This window comes from Natronococcus sp. CG52, assembly GCF_023913515.1.
GTDB classification, from domain to species: domain Archaea; phylum Halobacteriota; class Halobacteria; order Halobacteriales; family Natrialbaceae; genus Natronococcus; species Natronococcus zhouii.
Genome location: NZ_CP099391.1, coordinates 1554365 through 1573939 on the forward strand (window position 1 = coordinate 1554365; position 19575 = coordinate 1573939).

The 19575-nt window shown below is 65.1% G+C and carries 17 protein-coding genes; 10 read left to right on the top strand and 7 right to left on the bottom strand.

Going from position 1 to position 19575, the window contains the following annotated elements:
• Nucleotides 1-13 precede the first annotated feature (13 nt).
• Together cysS and NED97_RS07920 are read left to right on the top strand one after the other, a co-directional pair.
• Nucleotides 14-1516: a cysteine--tRNA ligase gene (gene cysS / locus NED97_RS07915; protein ID WP_252490167.1), complete on the top strand. Its 1503-nt coding sequence runs from the start codon at nucleotides 14-16 to the stop codon at nucleotides 1514-1516.
• Nucleotides 1517-1686: 170 nt separating this feature from the next.
• The gene (locus tag NED97_RS07920; RefSeq protein ID WP_252490168.1) at nucleotides 1687-2385 is read left to right on the top strand and encodes a DUF6517 family protein; all 699 of its coding nucleotides are present in this window, start codon (nucleotides 1687-1689) and stop codon (nucleotides 2383-2385) included.
• Nucleotides 2386-2771: 386 nt separating this feature from the next.
• Here the strand turns inward: NED97_RS07920 and NED97_RS07925 are convergent, their stop codons facing one another.
• The 4 genes from NED97_RS07925 to NED97_RS07940 form a co-directional block, all read right to left on the bottom strand.
• Entirely contained in the window at nucleotides 2772-3785 is a 1014-nt protein-coding gene (locus tag NED97_RS07925) for a presenilin family intramembrane aspartyl protease PSH (RefSeq protein ID WP_252490169.1), read from the bottom strand.
• A gap of 73 nt (nucleotides 3786-3858) precedes the next feature.
• Complete coding sequence (locus tag NED97_RS07930) at nucleotides 3859-4101, bottom strand: H/ACA ribonucleoprotein complex subunit GAR1 (RefSeq protein ID WP_252490170.1); 243 nt, start codon at nucleotides 4099-4101, stop codon at nucleotides 3859-3861.
• The gene (gene srp19 / locus NED97_RS07935) at nucleotides 4101-4382 is read right to left on the bottom strand and encodes a signal recognition particle subunit SRP19 (RefSeq protein WP_252490171.1); all 282 of its coding nucleotides are present in this window, start codon (nucleotides 4380-4382) and stop codon (nucleotides 4101-4103) included. The genes NED97_RS07930 and srp19 overlap by 1 nt, the downstream gene beginning before the upstream one ends.
• Before the next feature lie 86 nt (nucleotides 4383-4468).
• Nucleotides 4469-5566, bottom strand: a complete 1098-nt coding sequence (locus tag NED97_RS07940) for a PGF-CTERM-anchored ABC transporter substrate-binding protein (protein WP_252490172.1) — start codon at nucleotides 5564-5566, stop codon at nucleotides 4469-4471.
• A gap of 60 nt (nucleotides 5567-5626) precedes the next feature.
• Between NED97_RS07940 and btuC the strand changes: the two genes are divergently transcribed.
• The 4 genes from btuC (at nucleotide 5627) to gatE (ending at nucleotide 10612) form a co-directional block, all read left to right on the top strand.
• A complete protein-coding gene (gene btuC / locus NED97_RS07945) occupies nucleotides 5627-6649 on the top strand; it encodes a vitamin B12 ABC transporter permease BtuC (protein ID WP_252490173.1) in 1023 nt (340 codons plus the stop codon).
• Nucleotides 6646-7956 (top strand): heme ABC transporter ATP-binding protein, encoded by a 1311-nt coding sequence (locus tag NED97_RS07950; RefSeq protein ID WP_382206309.1) that lies wholly within the window; start codon nucleotides 6646-6648, stop codon nucleotides 7954-7956. The genes btuC and NED97_RS07950 overlap by 4 nt, the downstream gene beginning before the upstream one ends.
• A gap of 168 nt (nucleotides 7957-8124) precedes the next feature.
• A complete protein-coding gene (locus NED97_RS07955) occupies nucleotides 8125-8655 on the top strand; it encodes a cupredoxin domain-containing protein (RefSeq protein ID WP_252490174.1) in 531 nt (176 codons plus the stop codon).
• A gap of 88 nt (nucleotides 8656-8743) precedes the next feature.
• Nucleotides 8744-10612 (top strand): Glu-tRNA(Gln) amidotransferase subunit GatE, encoded by a 1869-nt coding sequence (gene gatE, locus NED97_RS07960; RefSeq protein WP_252490175.1) that lies wholly within the window; start codon nucleotides 8744-8746, stop codon nucleotides 10610-10612.
• Nucleotides 10613-11283: 671 nt separating this feature from the next.
• On the opposite strand, the gene NED97_RS07965 is transcribed toward gatE, so the two are convergent.
• On the bottom strand, nucleotides 11284-11763 hold the full coding sequence (locus NED97_RS07965) for an Lrp/AsnC family transcriptional regulator (RefSeq protein WP_252490176.1): 480 nt from the start codon (nucleotides 11761-11763) through the stop codon (nucleotides 11284-11286).
• Nucleotides 11764-11991: 228 nt separating this feature from the next.
• On the opposite strand from NED97_RS07965, the gene NED97_RS07970 reads away from it, so the two are divergent.
• Together NED97_RS07970 and NED97_RS07975 are read left to right on the top strand one after the other, a co-directional pair.
• Entirely contained in the window at nucleotides 11992-12999 is a 1008-nt protein-coding gene (locus NED97_RS07970; protein ID WP_252490177.1) for a DMT family transporter, read from the top strand.
• Nucleotides 13000-13203: 204 nt separating this feature from the next.
• On the top strand, nucleotides 13204-13923 hold the full coding sequence (locus NED97_RS07975) for an HTH domain-containing protein (protein ID WP_252490178.1): 720 nt from the start codon (nucleotides 13204-13206) through the stop codon (nucleotides 13921-13923).
• A gap of 68 nt (nucleotides 13924-13991) precedes the next feature.
• On the opposite strand, the gene NED97_RS07980 is transcribed toward NED97_RS07975, so the two are convergent.
• Complete coding sequence (locus tag NED97_RS07980) at nucleotides 13992-15044, bottom strand: hypothetical protein (RefSeq protein ID WP_252490179.1); 1053 nt, start codon at nucleotides 15042-15044, stop codon at nucleotides 13992-13994.
• A 121-nt stretch (nucleotides 15045-15165) separates the two neighbouring features.
• Nucleotides 15166-15951: an RNA methyltransferase gene (locus tag NED97_RS07985; RefSeq protein ID WP_252490180.1), complete on the bottom strand. Its 786-nt coding sequence runs from the start codon at nucleotides 15949-15951 to the stop codon at nucleotides 15166-15168.
• A gap of 994 nt (nucleotides 15952-16945) precedes the next feature.
• On the opposite strand from NED97_RS07985, the gene NED97_RS07990 reads away from it, so the two are divergent.
• Together NED97_RS07990 and folP are read left to right on the top strand one after the other, a co-directional pair.
• Entirely contained in the window at nucleotides 16946-18175 is a 1230-nt protein-coding gene (locus NED97_RS07990; protein WP_252490181.1) for a Cdc6/Cdc18 family protein, read from the top strand.
• Between the two features lie 62 nt (nucleotides 18176-18237).
• Entirely contained in the window at nucleotides 18238-19431 is a 1194-nt protein-coding gene (gene folP, locus NED97_RS07995; RefSeq protein WP_252490182.1) for a dihydropteroate synthase, read from the top strand.
• Nucleotides 19432-19575: the final 144 nt, after the last annotated feature.

The following is a 19575-nucleotide window of genomic DNA, read 5'->3' on the forward strand; positions in this document are numbered from 1 at the left end:
AAAAATCAGGGTAATGACCCTGCACGTGACGAACACGTTGACGGGCGAGAAAGAGCCGTTCGAGCCACAGGACCCCGAGAACGTTCTCCTCTACTACTGTGGTCTGACGGTCTCCGACCCGCCCCACCTGGGACACGCCCGCTCGTGGGTCCACGTCGACGTCATGCACCGCTGGCTCGAGCACCTCGGCTACGACGTGCGTCACGTCGAGAACTTCACCGACGTCAACGAGAAGATCGTCGCCCGCGTCGGCGAGGACGACCTGGGCGAAGACGAGGCCGGCGTCGCGGAAACGTACATCGAACGGACGCTCGCGGACATGCGCTCGCTCAATCTCTTGCGGGCTGAGGTCTACCCCCGCGTCTCCGAGCACGTCCCCGAAATCGTCGACCTCGTCGAGACCCTGATGGAGAAGGGCTACGCCTACGAGTCCAACGGCTCGGTCTACTTCGACGTCACGGAGTTCGACGGATACGGCGCGCTCTCGAACCAGGATCTCGAGGAGATCGAGTCCCAGGGCGACCCCGACGAGCGCTCGGAGAAGCGCAACCCCGCCGACTTCGCGCTCTGGAAGGCCGACGGCGTCGATCCGGAGGCGATCGAGGAGCACCGCCACGAGGGCGCAGCGCCCGCCGAGGAGGCCTGCGAGACGGCCCTGACCTGGGACTCGCCGTGGGGCGAGGGCCGGCCCGGCTGGCACATCGAGTGCTCGGCGATGAGCACGACCCACCTGGATGACACGCTCGATATGCACGTCGGCGGCCGCGACCTGGTCTTTCCCCACCACGAGAACGAAATTGCCCAGTCCGAAGCCGCGACGGACCAGCAGTTCGCGAAGTACTGGCTCCACTGCGAACTGTTCCAGATGGACGACGAGAAGATGTCCTCGAGTCTGGGGAACTTCGTCACCGTCGACCAGGCGGTCGAGCAGTGGGGGACGAACGTCCTTCGAACCTTCCTCACCGCCGGCGCGTACAACAACGCGCAGCTCTACTCGGACGAGACGATCGCCGAGGCCGAAGAGCGATGGGACCGCCTCGAGCGCGCCTACGAGGCGGCCGTCGACGTCGTCGACTCGCCGGAGATGAACGCGAAAGCCGCGGACGACGACCTCCGCGAAGCCGTCGCCGACGCCCGCGAGGAGTTCACGGCCGCGATGAACGACGACTTCAACACCCGCGAGGCCCAGTCGGCGCTGCTGTCGGTGGCGACGGCGATCAACCGCCACCTCGAGGAGACGGCCGAGGACTACGACTACCGCGGACTGCGGCGGGCGATCGAGACCCTCGAGGAACTGGGCGGCGTTCTCGGACTCTCCTTCGAGGGCGACACCGACGGAACGGCGAACCTCGCGGGCGACGTCGTCGAACTCGTCCTCGACGTGCGCGAGCACGAACGCGAGTCTGGGGACTACGAGCGGGCCGACGAGTTGCGCGACGAACTCGAGGCGCTGGGGATCGAAGTACAGGATACGGACGACGGGCCGACGTATCGGCTCCCGTCGGGCGACGAGTAGCAGTCACTCCCCCGATCCGAACAGCCGTCTCGTCTCGGACACCGGTTTTCGATCAGCGAGTAGGCGACCGCTTCGAGAGGATAGGAACCGACTACCTCGCTCGAGTGACTGATACAGCAGTGAGACCAACCACGTAACTTATGAGTTAGAGTACGGTGAACGAGACTAGTATGAATCGACGACAGTTCGTTGTCACGGCCGCGGTCGGATGCATCGGCGTCTCGGCCGGCTGTCTCGGCAGCCTCATCGACGACGTGACCTCCTTCTCGGCGTCGCCGGCGGTCGTCAGCGAGAGCGCGGCCGACGAGGCCGGCTACGAGTATCAGGGGACCGAAGAGACGGTGCGATCCGAGGAGGTCGCCGGCGAGGACGTCGAGGCGACGAACTACATCTCGGAGTACACCCGAACGATCGAAACACCGCTCGGCGCGCTCGGCGGCGACGTCGACGCGGGCGTCTTCGCCGCCATCACGACGCCGCAGGTCCGCGTCGCCGGCGAGGACTTCAACCCGGTCGGCGACATGAGCAACGAGGAGATCGTCGAGTTGATCCAGAACCAGTACGACGAACTCGAGGTCGAGAACTCCGTCGGCGGGCGCGCGGTCGAGGCGCTCGACGGCACGACCGTCTCGCTCGAATCGTACGAGGGGGAGGCGACCTTCCAGGGCCAGCAGGGTGTCGACGTCTTCCTCGACATCGCCACCCCCGACTACGGCGGCGACCACTTCGTGATCGTCGCCGTCTATCCGGACGACGGGAACCTTCCGCTCGAACCCGAGCGCGACCGGGTCGACGTGATGATCCGGGGACTCGAGCACGGCGACGACGTGGACGCGGAAATCGTTGAGGACGACGCCGACGGCGAATAACTGGCGAGAGACGCTGAAAGAATCGCGGATCGGTATCGGCTGGAGCGTTTCGGCCGGAGAGCGTGTTTTGGAACGGATCCTGTGCCACCAAACAAATATAATCAGTTTCAGCTGAGAAAATTATTTCTGCCGGCGAGAGAACAGGGGACTGGCCGGGGATCCATCGACAGTCACAAACTCCTATCAGCCAACTCCCCGGTCGTACCCTATCTAACTGTGACGTGAGAGGATCGCTGAATATCTTCTGGCTCGAGAGAGCTATCGATCCGCTTTCACTCGTCCCTCGATCGGTGAGGCAGACAGCGGTGGGAGATCGTTTGCCGTTCCGAACATCCTCGAGTTCACCCGAGCGGCGAGAACACTCGCTGCGCTCCGGGTGAGCGAGCCTAGAGGCCGAGCGCGCCGAGGAGCGAGAGACCGCTCGCGAGCGCGCCGAGCAGGTAGCCGCCGATCGCACCGCCGTTGAGCAGCGGCAGTCCCGCGTGGGGGCGACCCTTGAGCACCATGTGCATGAGTACGAGCAGACCGGCGAGCGTTCCCAGGATGGCACCGAGTGCGGGGACGTTCAGGGCGACTCCGGGCACCTCGAGCGTTCCGGCGTCGACGAAGTACGCCGCGCTCGCGACGAGGATGGTCGGGATGACGGCGTCGCCGAGTCCGATGAAGAGCGCGTCGCGCTCGAGGTCGCCGTCCTCGCCGTCGCCCGGTTCCGAACCGCCCGTGGCCGTCTCGTCCTCGGCGGGGAGACTCGAGCCGCCGTCGGTCTCCTCCTCGAGAACGTCGTCGGTGCTCCCGTCCGCCAGATAGGAGTAGGAAAGCGTCGTCGGGATCACGAGGACGACGGGGATCTTCAGATCCATCACGCCCTCGGCGAGGTCGAGCATGTGCTCGGTCCGGTAGACGCTGATCGCGTCGTAGACGGCGAGGACGGCGAGCAGCAAGATCGCCGGCAGCAGTCCGAAGCTGATCCCGAACAGGGCCGCAGCTCCCGCCCCCATCAGGACCCCGGTGAGATCGATCACGTACCACTCGGGGTAGAACAGCAACGCCGCACCGACGCCGAGCGCGGCGAGGACGGCGAGCACGTTGGTCGAGCCGGCCGTGACGACCGGCGGCACGAGTTCGGTGAAGACGAACCAGGCGAGCATCACGCTCACGCCGATGATCATCGCCCTGATGAGCCACTCGAGGTCGTACCGAAAGGTCGCGAGCATGAAACCGGTCGCGACGAGGATGACTGCGAAGTAGACGAGGCTGTTGGTCGGGTTCTCGGGGTCGTCGACGGCCTGCCGTTCCGAGTCGTGGAACGGCTCGATCAGTGCCAGCGCCCCGAGCTGGACGCCGAGAAACAGCAGGACCGTCACGCCGACCGCCACGAGGACCCGGGTCCGGTGGTTCATAGCGCGGCGTTTGCACCCGTTCCTCTTGGGGTTTTTCGTTGGTCCGCGGGCGACTCGACCGGTCGCCGCCGGCTCACCGCGTGTACAGCGTCGAACTGACCAGCGACGGAAGGTGGACGCCGTCGTCCGGCGTCACCGCCAGGTAGGGGCGGTCGACGGGGCCGAAGACGTCGACGACGCGGCCGACGGTCTCGAGCGAGTCGTCGAGCACCATCGTCCCGATCTCGTCCTGGAGGGTATCGTCGTCGCCGCCCGTATCCGTTCGTAAGATCGCCAACCCCTGGGCGGTGCGAACGACCTGTCCGACGCGACGCATCAGTCTCGCATCGCCGCGACGTACGCCGCGACGGCCTGAACGAGGTCGTTCTTCGTCGAGTCGTCGGCACCGCGAACGACGACCCGGCCGCGGTCGGCCCAGTGCTCCCGCGAGTAGGATTTGTCCCGCTCGATCGTGGCGTCGTAGCCGATCTGCTGGACGGCTTTCGCGATCTCGTCGACCGTCGGCTCCTCGACCGCCAGATCCTCGGCGACCCGTCGTCCCTCGGCCCGGGAGAGGGTCGTATCGAGATAGGCGGGCCAGATGACGTTCTCGACCATACTCACATTTCGGCAGGCCTACGGGTAAACACTTTTCAAAAGTGGTCGGTTCCGCGCTCGAGTCGGGTCGCGGTCTCGAGAGCGAGCTATTGGCGGCGAACGAGTCCGGCGAGCAGGGCGAGAAGCGCCGCGACGGCGGCGGGAACGCCGAAGCCGGGGATCGTGTCGTCCCCACCGGCCGCGTCGTCGGCGTCTTCGTCGTCGCTCGCGTCATCGTCGGCGTCGTCGCTACCGGCCTCGAGTTCGGCCTCCGCTTCGGCGTACGCTTCGGCGTGAACCTCCTGGACGATTTCCTCGATCGCGAGCACGACGAGCGGTCCGGGCTGGTTGATGAACTGAGCGTTGACTTCGACGAACTGCTCGTTCTGGTAGGCGGTCGTCCCCATCGCGGATTCGCTGACCGGCGGCTCCTCGGCGGAGTCCTCGTAGATGATCCACTCGGGGTCCTCCTCGATAACGTCCTCTTCGCTAATCTCCTGCCAGCCCTCGAGTCCCACTTCCGCGCCGAGGTTCTCGACGCCGGCAGTCGTCAGGAGTTCGTGCTGGAAGGTGGCTTCGCCGGGGGTGTAGCTGCCGATCATCGCGTAGTACGCGAGCGGGTGTTCCTCGTCGGCGGTCGCCTCTTCGATGATCTCGAGGCGCTCGTTCATCCACTCGACGGATTCGGCGGCGCCCTCGCACTCGCCGACGAGTTCCCCGGTCGTCCGCACGTTCTCGGCGACGTCGTCGAGGGACTCCTCGACCGGGAAGACGTAGACGGTTAGCCCCGCGTCGCGGAGCTGGTCGACCACGTCGTCGTTCGCGAGGTGGCTCGCCGCGAGGACGACGTCGGGGTCGCGGTCGATGACTTCCTCGGCGACCGGACTGCCCATATCGTCGCTGATATCGAGTTCCTCCTCGGCCTCGAGGTAGGCGGTGTACTCGTTGACCGGCATGCCGTCGACTTTCGCCTCGGCGCCGATCTCGAACGCGATCTGGGCGTCGCTCGGTTGCAGCGCGACGACCGAGTCGGGTTCTTCCTCTATCGTCACCTGCTCGCCCGTCGCGTCCTCACCCTCGAAGGGGAACTCGCAGCTCGGCTCTTCCTGCGCGACATTCGCCGTCTGTCCCCCTGCGGCGGCGGCAGGAGTGAACGCGGCGAGTGCGGTCAGTACGGCGACGAAAACGATCAGTGAGTTTCGCATTACTCGAACAGTGGACCCCACTCCAACAAATATTTGCCTACTGCAAGCGAGCTTTCAGCCGTGTCTGATCGAGGTCGCATCGTCTCGTGGTCATTCGGGCTATCGGTACTGCTCGTCTCCGTCGTCGTCGCGAGCGCGGCGCTCGGGCCGGTTCGGATCGATCCGGTGACCGTCTCGAAGGCGATGATCAACTTCGCCGGAGTCGGAACGTACGACGTGCCGGCGACACACCAGACGATCGTCGCGGACGTCCGACTCCCCAGAATCCTCCTGGCGGCGACGGTCGGTTTCGCACTCGCCGCCGCCGGGACGGTCATGCAGGGCTTCTTCCGAAATCCGCTCGCCGATCCGTCGATCATCGGCGTCTCCTCGGGGGCGGCCGTCGGCGCCGTCGCCGCGATCGCGTTCCCCGCGCTCGTACCGATCGGGAGCATCCACCTGCCCGCGTTCGTCGGCGCGGTCGTAACCGCGTTTCTGGTCTACGCCATCGCGACCGAGGGCGGTCGAACGCCGGTCGCGACGCTGTTACTCGCCGGCGTCGCCGTCCAGGCGTTTCTCGGCGCGGTGATCTCCTACATGCTGGTCCACAGCGGCGAGAGCCTTCGGGAGGCGGTCGTCTGGATGATGGGCCACCTCCACCGGAGCAACTGGGGCGACGTCGGCTTCGCGCTGCCGGTGACGCTCGTCGGCGTCCTCGTGCTGGGTGCGTACACCCGCGAGATGAACGTCCTCCTGCTCGGCGAGGAGGACGCCCGACACCTCGGGGTGAACGTCGAGCGGACCAAACTACTGTTGCTCGCGATTGCGAGCATCGTCACCGCCGCCGGGGTCGCCGTCGCCGGGATCATCGGCTTCGTCGGCCTCGTCGTTCCCCACATGATGCGGCTGGTCGTCGGCCCGGATCACCGCATCCTGCTGCCGACGAGCGCGCTCGCGGGCGCGTCGTTTCTCGTCGTCGCAGATACTGCCGCTCGAGTCGGCGCGTTCGGGATCCCGATCGTTCCCGTCGGAATCGTCACCGCGGTCGTCGGCGCGCCCTTTTTCCTCTACCTGCTCACCAGCCGGGAGGTGCACGCCCTGTGACCGGCAACCGAGCGGAATTGCCTGCGGCGAACGGGGCCCGGATCGACGTCAGAGACGTCGACGTGTCGCTCGGCGAGGTGGACGTCCTCGAGAACATCTCCGTGACCGTCGAACCGGGGGAGTTCGTCGGCCTCGTCGGGCCGAACGGTTCGGGCAAGACGACGCTCCTGCGAACGGTAAGCGGCGCACTCTCGCCGACGCGGGGGAGCGTCACCGTCGACGGAACCGACCTCCACGGCCGCTCTTCGAAGGCCGCGAGCAGACTGGTCGCGGTCGTTCCGCAGGATACGAATCTCTCCTTTTCCTTCGACGTCCGGACCGTCGTCGAGATGGGGCGGTACCCGCACCGATCGCGCTTCTCGCCGCCGACAGAGGACGATCGAGCGCACGTCGAGTGCGCGCTCGAGCGGACCGAAACCGCCGCGTTCGCCGACCGGCCGGTCGACGAGGTCAGCGGCGGGGAACGCCAGCGGGTCGTCCTCGCGCGGGCGATCGCACAGGACACGCCCGTCCTGTTGCTGGACGAGCCGACGGCCAGCCTCGACGTCAACCACCAGATCGAGACGCTCGAACTCGTTCGCGACCTCGTCGAGGACGGCACCACCGTCGTCGCCGCGATTCACGACCTGGATCTCGCCGCGCGCTACTGCGATCGACTCGTCGCGCTCGGAGACGGATCGGTGCTGGAGGCGGGACCGCCCGAATCGGTGTTGACGGCGAACACGCTCGAGTCGGCGTTCGACGTGACCGCGACGGTGATGGAGAACCCCGCGACGGGAACGCCGGCGGTGACCGCGCTCCGCGAGGCGGAGACGGGATCGCTCCCGGAGCGAGTCCACGTCGTCGGAACCGGGTCGACCGCCGCGAGCGTCGTCTCCAGACTCGCGGCCGCCGGCGTCGAGTGTACGGTCGGTCCGGTCTCGAGCGGCGACGTCGCCGCCGAAACCGCGCGTCAGCGCGGAGTCGAGACGCTCGAGGTCGAGCCCTTCGCGGCGCTCTCCGCCGACGATCGGGCCTCGATCAGACGGGCGCTCGAGGCGGCCGACGTGACGGTCGCGGCGGATCTCGACGTCGGCGCCGGGAACCAGCTCGTTCTCGAGGATCTGACCGAAACGGCACCCCTCGTCGTCATCGAGCGCCGCCCCTTCGCCGAGCGAAACCACGCCGGCGAACGGGCGCGATCGCTGTACGAGGGCTGCCGGCAACGCGCGGGCGCCGTCTCGCCTGACGCGGTTCTCGAGGCGATCGTCGAGGCGGGGGGGCGTTCACGGTCACCGTCGTCGACGGTCGAACCAACGGACGATTGAGCGCTGAACAGTGTTCGACGGCCCCTTCGGTCGTCGACGTCGAGATCGAGCGCTGGACCGCATAATCCGTCACTACGCCCGAGTTAGCCACAGTTCCGCGCGCCAACCGAACTCTGCGCGTAGAAACGGGGTCTCGGATTTTTGCGCCCCCGAATGGCGGGTCGGACCATGCATCTCGACAACAGTCAGACTCGCCGAACGGTGCTCCGAATCGCCGCCGCAGCAGCCGCATCTGCCGGAGTTGCGGGCGTTGCAACGGCGCAGGAGACGGAAGACGAAGACGACGAGACCGAACGACTCCCGATCGTTCTCGGCGCCCGGGCGGCGTACTGGTACGGCGTTGCCCCCGAGGAGATCGAGGGCGAAGAGAACCCGACGCTCGACCTCGAGGACGGCGAGGAGTACGAACTCGTCTGGATCAACCTCGACGACGTCGAACACGAGTTGGTCCTCGAGTCCGAGGACGGCGAGGAGCTCGCGGTCTCGGAGGAGACGGAGACGGCGGGCGAGGCGGTGTCGATGACCGTCGAGGCGTCGGAGGAGGTCGCCGAGTACTACTGCGAGTACCACCCCGACTCGATGCGCGGCGACGTCGAGCTGAACGACGGATTCGATCTCACGGGGGACGGTAATGACGAAGACGAGGACGATCACATGGACGGCGAGGACGAAGACGATAACGGGGACGGGGGCTACTGAGTCGAATTCGGTTCGAACCTCGTCGACCGTCCAGCCTGGCGGTCCGGACTGAACGGTTTTTTACCCCCGCGCGCCCGAGTGGCGATCAATGACCGAGTACGACTACGACGAGCTCGGACTCGTCGCCGGACTGGAGATCCACCAGCAACTCGACACGGCGACGAAGCTGTTCTGCCAGTGTCCGACCGAGATTCGCGAGCCCGAGGAGTCAACGCGGGGGTTCACCCGCTACCTCCACCCGACCCGCAGCGAACTGGGAGAGATCGACGACGCCGCCTTAGAGGAGAGCAAGGTCGACCGCGAGTTCGAGTACCTCGCGTACGACACGACCTGCCTCGTCGAGGAGGACGAGGAACCGCCGCACGAACTCGACGCGGAGGCCCTCGAGACGACCCTCGAGGTGGCCCAGCTGATGGAGATGAAGCCGGTCGACCAGGCCCACGTTATGCGCAAGATCGTCGTCGACGGCTCCAACACCTCCGGCTTCCAGCGCTCGACGCTGATCGCCACCGAGGGCGAGATCGAGACGAGCGATGGAGCCGTCGGGATCGAGGACCTGCTGCTCGAGGAGGAGAGCGCCCAGCGCGTCGCGGAGACCGACGACGGCGTCCGCTACAGCCTCGATCGACTGGGAATCCCGCTGGTCGAGATCGGGACGAGTCCGGACATCTCGACGCCCGAACAGGCGCTCGAGGCCGCCGAGCGGATCGGTATGCTGCTGCGCTCGACGGGGAAGGTCAAACGCGGACTGGGGACGATCCGCCAGGACGTCAACGTCTCCATCGCGGCGGGCGCCCGCGTCGAGATCAAGGGCGTTCAGAGCCTCGACGACATCGACGACATCGTCCGCAACGAGGCCGCCCGACAGGTCGAACTCGTCGAGATCGCCGACGAACTCGCCGAACGCGAGGCGTCGATCGGCGAGTCGCAGGACGCGACCGAGGTCTTCGAGGACACCGACAGCGGCGTTATCGGCAGTGCACTGAACTCCGGCGGCTCGGTGATGGCCGTCCCGCTGTACGGCTTCGACGGACTGGTCGGCCGCGAAATCGCCCCCGACCGCCGCCTCGGCACCGAGTTCTCCGATCACGCGAAGCGCCACGGTGCCGGCGGAATCTTCCACACCGACGAACTCCCCGCCTACGGGGTAACCGAGGACGAGGTCGCGGCGCTTCGAGACGCGGTCGGTGCCGATCCCGAAGACGCCGTCGCGATCGTCGCCGACGACGACGAGACCGCCGGGTCGGCGATCGAAGCCGTCGCCGAGCGGGCGGGAACCGCCCTCGAGGGCGTCCCCGAGGAAACCCGCGGGGCGAACGACGACGGGACGACCCGCTACCTGCGCCCGCTTCCCGGCGCGGCGCGGATGTACCCCGAGACGGACGTCCCGCCCGTCGAGCCCGATCCGAGCGACGTCCCCGAGCCGGAGCTGCTGACCGAGAAGGTCGAGCGCTACCAGGCGGAGTACGATCTGGGATCGGGGCTGGCCGAGCAGGTCGCCTACGGCAAACGCATGCCGCTCTTCGAGGACGTCGTCGCCGACGGTATCGATCCGACGCTGGCCGCGACGACGCTCGAGTCGACGCTCACCGAGCTCCGCCGCGGCGACGTCCCGGTTTCGGAACTGAGCCGGGAGCACCTCGAGTCCGTGCTCTCGATGGCCGAGGACGGCGACCTCCCCAACGAGGGCGTGCCGGACCTGCTCGGAGCACTGGCCGAGGACCCCGAACGAACGGCCGAGGAGGCCGCAGAAGCGGCGGGGCTCGGCGGTGCCGACGAGGACGCGGTCCGCGAGACCGTCGCCGAGGTCGTCGAGCGAAACGAGGGACAGGTCGAAGAAGAGGGGATGCAGGCGTTCTCGGGACTCATGGGCGAGTGTATGGGCGCGCTTCGCGGAAAGGCCGACGGCGACCTCGTGAGTCAGCTACTGCGCGAGGAGATTCAGAAGCGAGCCTGATCGCGGCTCGAGGGCGACCCAGCGATACGTCGACCTGCTTCGGAGGGACGCGCTACTCGATTTCGGCTACCAGTCTCTCTCGCGGATATTGTAGTAATGTCGGAATCTGATGTACGGCAGAAAATATGGTAGTTTAGGGGCGCCTGCAAACGGCTGCTGGTGAGAAGGCCCCGAAAGCCCCCGGCGCTGAGCGGACGCTTCGCGTCCGCGATGCTCGAGAGAGCAAAGCTCTCGCCGGGCTCGAATCAGTGCGCTCGCTGTGCGCTTTGCTCCAGTGCTTGCGTCGCGCACCGTCCCTCGCACGGCATCGCGGCCGAGGGCGAGCACTGCGAGCCCTCGTCCTCAGCGCGCCGAAGTGATGGCCGGGAACGCGGCTCGAACGGTGGTGAGAGCCGCGCGACCCGGGGGAGGGCAGGCCTACTGTTGTCCTGGCGGACTGAACGGGCGAAGTGGGGTCGCGTGGAAAGGAGTCGCCCCCGACGGCTCTATCGATGCGATGAGCAGTGTTCGACGCGAGGAGCGACGATATCCGTCGGAGCGACGGCGAGCCTACTAAGGGCTTTCAATGTCTTCCCGAGACCAGAGATGTATCTAAAACTATCCTTGGTCAATAAAGTAAAGATGAGATAACCTCATAGCCGGGGTCAAACACGGCGGACCGATGGCCGTAACTAGTCGACGAGTTCCTCGAGCAACGTCTCGAGTTCGTAGCTCTGGAGCGCGTCCCGTTCCTCGATCGCCGAGATGACGAACGTCGAGTCCGTCCGGTCGACGCCCTCGATCTGCTCGAACTCGGCGATCAATCGTTCGACCATCTCGCTGCCGCTCAGTCGAGCGATGACGATGAAGTCCGTCTTCCCCATCGTGAAGTAGACGTTCGTCACGCCCTCGACGGTCAGCAGCCGCTCCGCGAACGTCTCGTAGGAGCCCTGGTAGTCGGCGTGGATTTCGACGATGACCGTAACGCCGAGGCCGAGTTCCTCGAGGTCGACCTCGTAGCGGTCGTTCGCGATGATGCCCTCCTCCCGGAGATTGTTGAGGCGGTAGTGGATCGTCGAGACCGGAATCCCGGTCGCCTCGTTGAGCCGTTCGGGGCTCCCGGTCTCGAGTTCGGCGATCGCTTTCAGCAGGCGCACGTCGCGTTCGTCCATGGGTCGAATTCGGGCGGGGATGGTTTCTGTGCTTCGAAGAAGTCGCGCCTAGTTAGAGATAACTCTAACTTGGGTCCGCTGTGGCGGACGTGAGTTCGGATACGATTCATATGTGTGGTTCTACATCCGACCTCCGGAGAGTTCTTGTAGAAGGGACTAAATACGGGCGCAGATTTCGAACGGAGCGTGAGTCAATTTCGATCTCTCCGTTCTGGCTATCAGGATACGGTGCTGTTCTCGATCCTCGCACTCTGCTGGGGGACCTCGTTCGTCGCGATCGAGGTCGGCCTCGAGTACGTGCCACCGTTACTGTTCGCCGGACTTCGCTACGCCCTCGCCGGCGCGATCGTCCTCGCGTACGCGGCCGTCGTGACCGACCGACTGCGACCGGTCGACCGGGCCGAGTGGCTCGCGGTCGGCGTCGCCGGGGTGTTCGTCATCGCGCTCTATCACGCCCTGCTGTACGTCGGTGAACTGTACGTCCCCGGTGCGATCGCGGCGACGATCGCCAGCACGGCCCCGATCCTGACGGCCGCGTTCGCCGGTGCGGTCCTTCCGAAGGAGCGATTCGCTCCGGCGGGCGTCGTCGGACTCGTCCTCGGACTCCTCGGCGTGATCGCCGTCGTGCAGCCGTCGCCGACGGGACTCGAGAGCGAGATCATTCTCGGGGCCGGACTCGTGTTCGGCGCCGCGATCGCCTTCGCGATCGGGACCGTGCTCATGCGTCCGATCGACGCCGCACTGCCGGTCGAGACCCTTCAGGCCTGGGCGATGCTCGTCGGCGGTGCGGTGCTCCTGGTCGCCGCACCCCTCCGCGGTGAATCGCTGGCCGCGGTCGACGTAACCCCGCCGGCGCTGCTCTCGTTTGCCTACCTCACGCTCGTCTCGAGCGTGTTCGCGTTCTTCCTCTACTTCGAACTGCTCGACCGGGCCGGCGCGACGCAGGTCGCTCTCGTAGGGTACGCCGAGCCGGTGGTCGCGATCGGCGTGAGCTGGCTGGTGATCGGCTACGTCGTCGACTCGCTGACGATCGTCGGACTGCTCACGATCCTCGCCGGCTTCGCCGTCATCAAGCGGCGGGCGCTCTGGCGAGTCGGACGGTCGACCGTCGAGAAACGGCGACGGTCGACCGGTTCGGCCGTATCTGCCGAGCCACACCCCGAGGCGAGAACCGACGGCGGCGTCCACTGCGAGGCCGAGGACGTGGATCCAGAACCGCCGGTCGACCGACAGTAGCTCCGGCGGCGTCGTCGACCAACGGTAGTACGGCAGGTGGTCGAGGGCGCGGCGACGTGCGGTCGACGGTACTTTCGGCGCCTCGTCCGCGGATCCCCGACCGGGATTTTTGCATTTTTATTCGGGATATATCATCGTGGTAAACGCTCTCACGAAGTTTTATACGACCCAACGTGGCCGATCACACGAGAGCGGGGTACAACGATGAACACGAAAACAACGACACTTACGGCGGTTTGCTACGTGCGGGCGCCACTGCTCCTCGAACCGGTCGACAGACAGGTCGAGACCGTACGGGCCTGCGAGTCCGAGGGGACGATCGACGACCTCCTCCTCCGAAGCTGGCCGAAGGAGGTCACGCTGTCCGACGACAGTCCGTATCAGGAGGCGCTCGAAGCGTACGATCGATTCCGGACGTGGGCCGACCACGTGGGAGTGGACGTCTGTCCGCCGTTCAGAGAGCGAACGACGACGTCACAGGTGACCGACGAGACGAAGGAGTTGCTCGTGACGCCGCTTCTCTGCCTCGAACTCTACGCCGACGACGAGCTGGTCGGCGTGTTCCCTCACTCCGACGGCGACGAAACGATCACGACCGAGGATGCGATCGCCAGTCTCCGGTGTGGCGAACTTCCGACGCCGCTCGAGGGCGACGCATCCGACACGGTGCGACGCGCAGACGACGCATCTGTTCCGACGTTACGCACAGGTGGTTCGTCCGGACCTCTCGAGTCCGGCGAGTCGACGGCCGTGGAGTCGGACGGCTGTCCCGACTGCAACAGCACATTGATCGACGGACAGGGCCTGTTCGCCTGCACCGACTGCGGGTGGACCGGCGCGATTACTGAGCGGGGTGTGTACGTGTCAGAAACGACGCGGGAACTCGAGACGCGCGAAGTGGTCTCTCCGGTCGACGGGAGCTAGCGACGACAGGTACTCACCGGTCGACGGCAGATAGCGGCGGTAGATCACGACGACGGACGGCGGCGCAGTTACTCCTCCTCGACGGCGGTATCGTCGTACGCGGCCTCGATCGCAACCGCGGTTCCGTCGCGAACGGTCTCGACGTCGTCCGCGTCCGTTCCGAACGACGACTCGAGTCGATCCACGTCGACGCGGTCGTCGTCTCGATAGCTCACGACGGCGTTCGCGGTCGCACTGCCACCGTCGAGAGAGAGCTGCTGGTGGATGCCCGCAGCGCCCTCGATGGCGTCGAACTGGAAGCCGAGTTCGTCGGCTTCCGCGTCAGTCTGGTCGTTCTCCAGGTCGTCCGCCGTGAACGCCTCGTCCGGAGCGTACAGTCCGAGCGAGATCCCGTCGGCCTCGTCGGCGCGGAGAAGCCCGGCGAACTCGTCGTCGATCTCGTACTTCGGCTTCCGCTCGCCGGCGGCCGTCGCGACGGTTCCCTCGACGGCAGTCGCCGGATCGAACGCGTCGTTCTCGCTCGGATACGAGTAAGCGAACAGTTCGTCCGTGACGCCGACGGCTTCCCCGCTCTCTCCGTCGACGGAGACCGCATACGCGTCACCGAGCGCCGCCGGATCGTATCCCGTTTCCTCGAGCGCATCGGTGAGATCGTCGCGTTCGTAGGTTCCCGTGATCGCGTAGACGCCGTCCGCGTAGACGAACGCGCTCGCGTCGCTCGTCTCGCCGTGCGCGTTGAAGGCCTCTACTGCCGGGGAGTCACCGAGTTGTGCGAGGCCGAACGACGAGAGCTGTGCGAACGCGATCGGATTGACGAGCAGCGAATCCGTGGGCTGCTCGTCGTCGCCGAGATCGGCGCGCTGGAAGCTCGCACCGAACGCGATGGCGCCGTAGAACGACGACGACCGATCGGTCTCCCGAAGTAGCGACGCGTACGACGGGAGGTCACCGTCGTCGAGCAGTTCGTGGTCGGAGTCGGCGACCGACTCCGAGTCATCGCTACCGCTGGAGTCGCTATCGTCGGTGTCGTCGGTTTCGTCGCTCGTTTCCGAACAGCCGGCGAGAGACGCCATCCCTGCGGCCAGGAGGGAGAGGGAGGTTCGTCGATCGAGACGTGTCATGTAGTGGTGGTCCTCGCCGGACGTTCTTCACTGTACTGGAAAGTATTGAAATAGTGAACGTAGGGGCGTAGAAGAGGGTGCTCCGGTGCGAGTCGGCTAGCGAACCGGTGGAGATCGGTACTCAATCCTCTGCCGGCCGCTCGGTCGCTCGACGGAGCAGACCGAGCAGCGTGTTCGCCTCCCCCGTCGTCAGATCGGCACGGCCGAACACCCGGCGAAGCATTCGCATCGTCTTATCGCGTTTCTCGACCGGATGGTTGATCTCGGCGAGCAGCGCACCCCACTGGTCGTAGAGGCGATCGATCGTCTCCTCGGGGGCACGAGTGCGCTCGAGGTCCGGCAACTGCGTTTCGGCCGGCGAGAGGGTGAGCGTCCGCAGTTCGTACAGCGTCACCGTCGCGGCCTGTCCGAGATTCAACACGGGATAGTCGGCGCTCGCGGGGATCGCACAGATTTCGTCGATCCGCGCGAGTTCCTCGTTCGTGAGCCCGACCTGTTCGCGGCCGAAGACGAGCGCCGTCGGTCCCTCGACCGTCGGGAGACGTTCGGCGAGATCCGCGGGCGTGGAGTACGGAAACCGGATGTGACTCCGATCGTCTTCGTTCGTTACCGCCGTACAGCCGATCGTGTGGTAGCGTTCGACGAGTTCGTCGAACGCGAGTTCGGTCGCGTTCGGGAGGACGTCCTCGCGGGCGTGTCCGGCGAACCCGTACGCCTCGCCGTCCGGGTCGAGCGTCGGCGGGTCGACGAGCAGGAGGTCCTCGAAGCCGAAGTTCTTCATCGCTCTGGCGATGGTGCCGACGTTCCCCGGCGTCTGTGCGTCGACGATGGCGACCGCCGGCGGCGTTCGATCGGTTTCCGACGTCGATTCTTCGCAGGCGGTGTGCGTACTCGAGTCCTCAGTCATGATTTGGTGTAATGAATCGTGGAAAGCGATTCGTTTCCGTCGACCACTCGAAGGCACCCGTGTCGGGAGAAGATGTCGTTCGGAACGGATGCGTCCATCGAACCGTGTTCATACCGCAGGTAACGAGTGCGGGTGCAAAAGTCACCTGATGCCGGGGTGAAAGACCTGGTACAAAAAAGACGTAGTACGAGAGAACTAGTATCCGCACTGGAACTAGCTATTCGCTATTTCTCAATAACTTCCTAATATATCTTACTAGAAACTAGTCTAGTACTCCTCTAGTTGTTGGGTAGAATACACTCAATTCGATCGCGTGTTCGTCGCTCTATCTGGATTCGTCGTTCCTGTTCGTCCGTTACCGGTCGGTTGCATCCCTCTCGACGAAGTTCTTCGCCAGGATCCGTTGACGAATTTGTCCGCTGACTGCCGTCAGAAGCGAAATTCCGGAACAGATCGACCGGATGGGAGAGGGACACACCCCCGTCGCGTTTGTAATGGCGATCAGGTGGGGGGGAGGGTCTGTTCTGCAACACACCAGTGTCGCGCTTGTAAAATATCGGGGTAGTGGTCGAGATTTGCGCCAATTCGGCTATTTTGATTCAGGCCCGCCCACCTGTTTCCCGTTACATCCGCGACGGTGGTGTGTGTGCCATCCGTTGCACAGCGTCTCGAGTCTGCGCCCGCAGCTAGCGTAGTTTTTAGGCTGTGATCCGTGTATTCTATCGCTACCGCCTCGGAACGCCCGACAGTCTTCGTTCCGGCTTCGAGAGTGCAACCGCCGTACGCACCTTCGAGCCCGTTACATCCGCGATGGGGGTGTCCGCGCCCCCGCCGCGAGTCGGACGGACGATTAGAAACGCGAGGTCGGCGGTTTCCGGCGCGCACTCCAGTGAATCGCTTGAGTCGGGTATGAGGCGCTCACGGGGACTATTTACATCCGCGATCGATCTCCATACCTTTATTTCAGTTCAGTTGGAAGGCACGGGCTACCGCAATGTCCGCGAACGACGATCGTGATCCACTCTTTCGATACGACGATCCGGTCTTTGCCGACGAGCGATTGCTCGAGATCACGCACCTCCCCGGCCCGGACCGGATCGTCGGTCGCGACGAGCAGATGCAGCGCGTGGCGGACGCCCTGAATCCCGCAATCTTCGGGAGCGAGCCCAACCACCTGTTCATCTTCGGCAAGACCGGTACCGGCAAGTCGCTCATCTCCAGATCCGTGACCAAGCGGGTGATATCGGAAGCGAAACGCGACGACATCACGGTGAAGTACGCCTTCATCGACTGCGGCGAGCAAAACACCGAGGCGTCGATCGTCAAAACGATCGCCCAACTCGTCAACGAACCCGGAACGAGCGGGGTCTCCGTCCCCGATAGGGGGCTCGGGACCGGCGACTACTACAAGCGACTCTGGCAGGCCGTCGACCACTGTACGGACGTCACCATCGTCATCTTGGACGAGATCGACATGCTCGAGGACGACGAGGTGCTCCGAAAGCTCTCGCGTGCGGGCGAGAACCGACGGATCTCCGACTCCAGCATCGGTATCATCGGCATCTCGAACAAGATCGACTTCCCCGACCACCTCTCCGAGCGCGTCAAGTCGAGTCTCTCCCGGGACGAACTCGTCTTCTCGCCGTACGACGCCAACCAGCTGGTCGAAATCCTGGAGAAGCGACGCGACGCGTTCCACGACGGGGTGCTCTCGGGCGACGTCATCCCCCTGACGGCCGCCCTCGCTGCCCAGGAACACGGTGACGCGCGCAAGGCGATCGACATCCTCCGGAACGCGGGTCGGATCGCCAAGAAGCAAAACGCCAGCCGGGTAACTGCCGAGCACGTCCGCGACGCGAAGGAGAAGACCGAGGCCGACCGGTTCAACGAACTGATCGAGGGCTCGCCACAGCAGGCGAAGGCGATCCTCTACTCGCTGACGCTGCTGACGGAGAACAGCACCGAGAAGGAGTTCCCGACGAAGATCATCTACAACCAGTACAAGGAGGTCGCGCGTCGACTCGACTTCGACGTCCTCTCGGAACGACGCGTCCAGGAGATTCTCCAGGAGCAGAACTTCCTCAACGTCATTCAGTCCGAGCGCGAGGGTCGGGGACGCGGCCGCGGCGCGCACGCGAAACACCGACTCCTCGAGAACCCCTCGATCGTCAAGAAGGTGTTACTCCGAGATTCGCGGCTCGCACCCCTCGAGGAGGGCGCGTAGCGGAACGAGGTCCGGCCCGCCGGGATCGCGGTATCTTTCTGCTTCGCTTTCACAGTACTCGTATGGACAGCGTCGACGCGGCCGGGCTGGGGATCGGCGACGAGTTTCCGACCCGGATCATGGGGGTGTTGAACGTCAGCGAGGAGTCGCCGTACGATCCGAGCGTTTACGACGATCCCGACGAGGCGGCCCGGTACGTGGACGAGGAACTGATCGGCGAGGGCGCGGACATTATCGACGTCGGCCTCGAGTCGGCCAACAAACGGTTCGACGTGCTCCCGGCCGAGGAGGAACTCGATCGGCTCCACGTCGCTTGCGAGACGATCGATCGCGTCTCTGGCGACGCGATCTTCTCCATCGAAACCCGGTATCACGAGGTGGCCGAGGCGGCGCTCGAGCGGGGGTTCGACATGGTCAACGACATCTGTGGCTTCGCGGACCCCGAAATGCCGACCGTCTGTGCGGCCCACGACGCCGCCGTCGCGAAGATGGCGAGCCCGCCGGACCTCGAGCGTCCCGGTGCGGTCGAAGAGACCGATTGGGAACGTCGGAGGTCGCCGGACTGGGCCGCCGAAGCGGACTACGTCGACCAGGTGTACGAGGCGTTGAAACAGAACGGGCTGACGGACGAGACGATCGTCGATCCCGCCTTCGGCGGCTGGAGTGAGGCCCAGACCCTCGAGGACGACCGGGAGACCTTCCGTCGGCTCCGAGAGTTCCGCGCCCTCGATCGGCCGATGCTGGTCTCTATCAATCGGAAGAACTTCCTCGGCGAACTCGCTGGTCGCGGGACCGACGAGCGCCTGCCGGTCAGCCTGGCGGCGACGTCGCTGGCGATCGAGCGCGGAGCCCACGTGATACGGACTCACGACGTCGCCGAGACCCGGGATGCGGCCGCGATCGGCGACGCCTTCACGGAGCGTGCGAGCGCACAGACCGACGGCGTCACCGTCGCGGAACTGGACGTTCGGTCCACTCGCGAGCTTCGACTGCACCTCGAAGAGCGCGGGATCGATCCGTCGATCGCAGACGAGTGGCGGACTCGCGTCTTCGAAATCGAAGGACTCGAGCGCGACGATCGGGACAGATTGCGGTCGATCGCTAGCGAGTACGACGTATCTGTGCTCGATGTGAACGATGAACGGAGTATTGTTCTCGGATCGGAAACGTCGATTTCTGCCCTTTCAGAACGAATACGGAATAATTACAATCACCTCGATCGTATCAGTTCTGATTTCCAACGATTGTTGGAGTAAGAGAAAGCTTATGACGGAGGCTCCGAAAGGAGATGATGGACGCCGGGCGGTCTCCCGGGTAGGGGTACTTGGAGGCGACCCCCGGCCCACAACACGGAATTATTGTGATGGTACGTCAACCAGTGACGACGCCATCTGGAAATA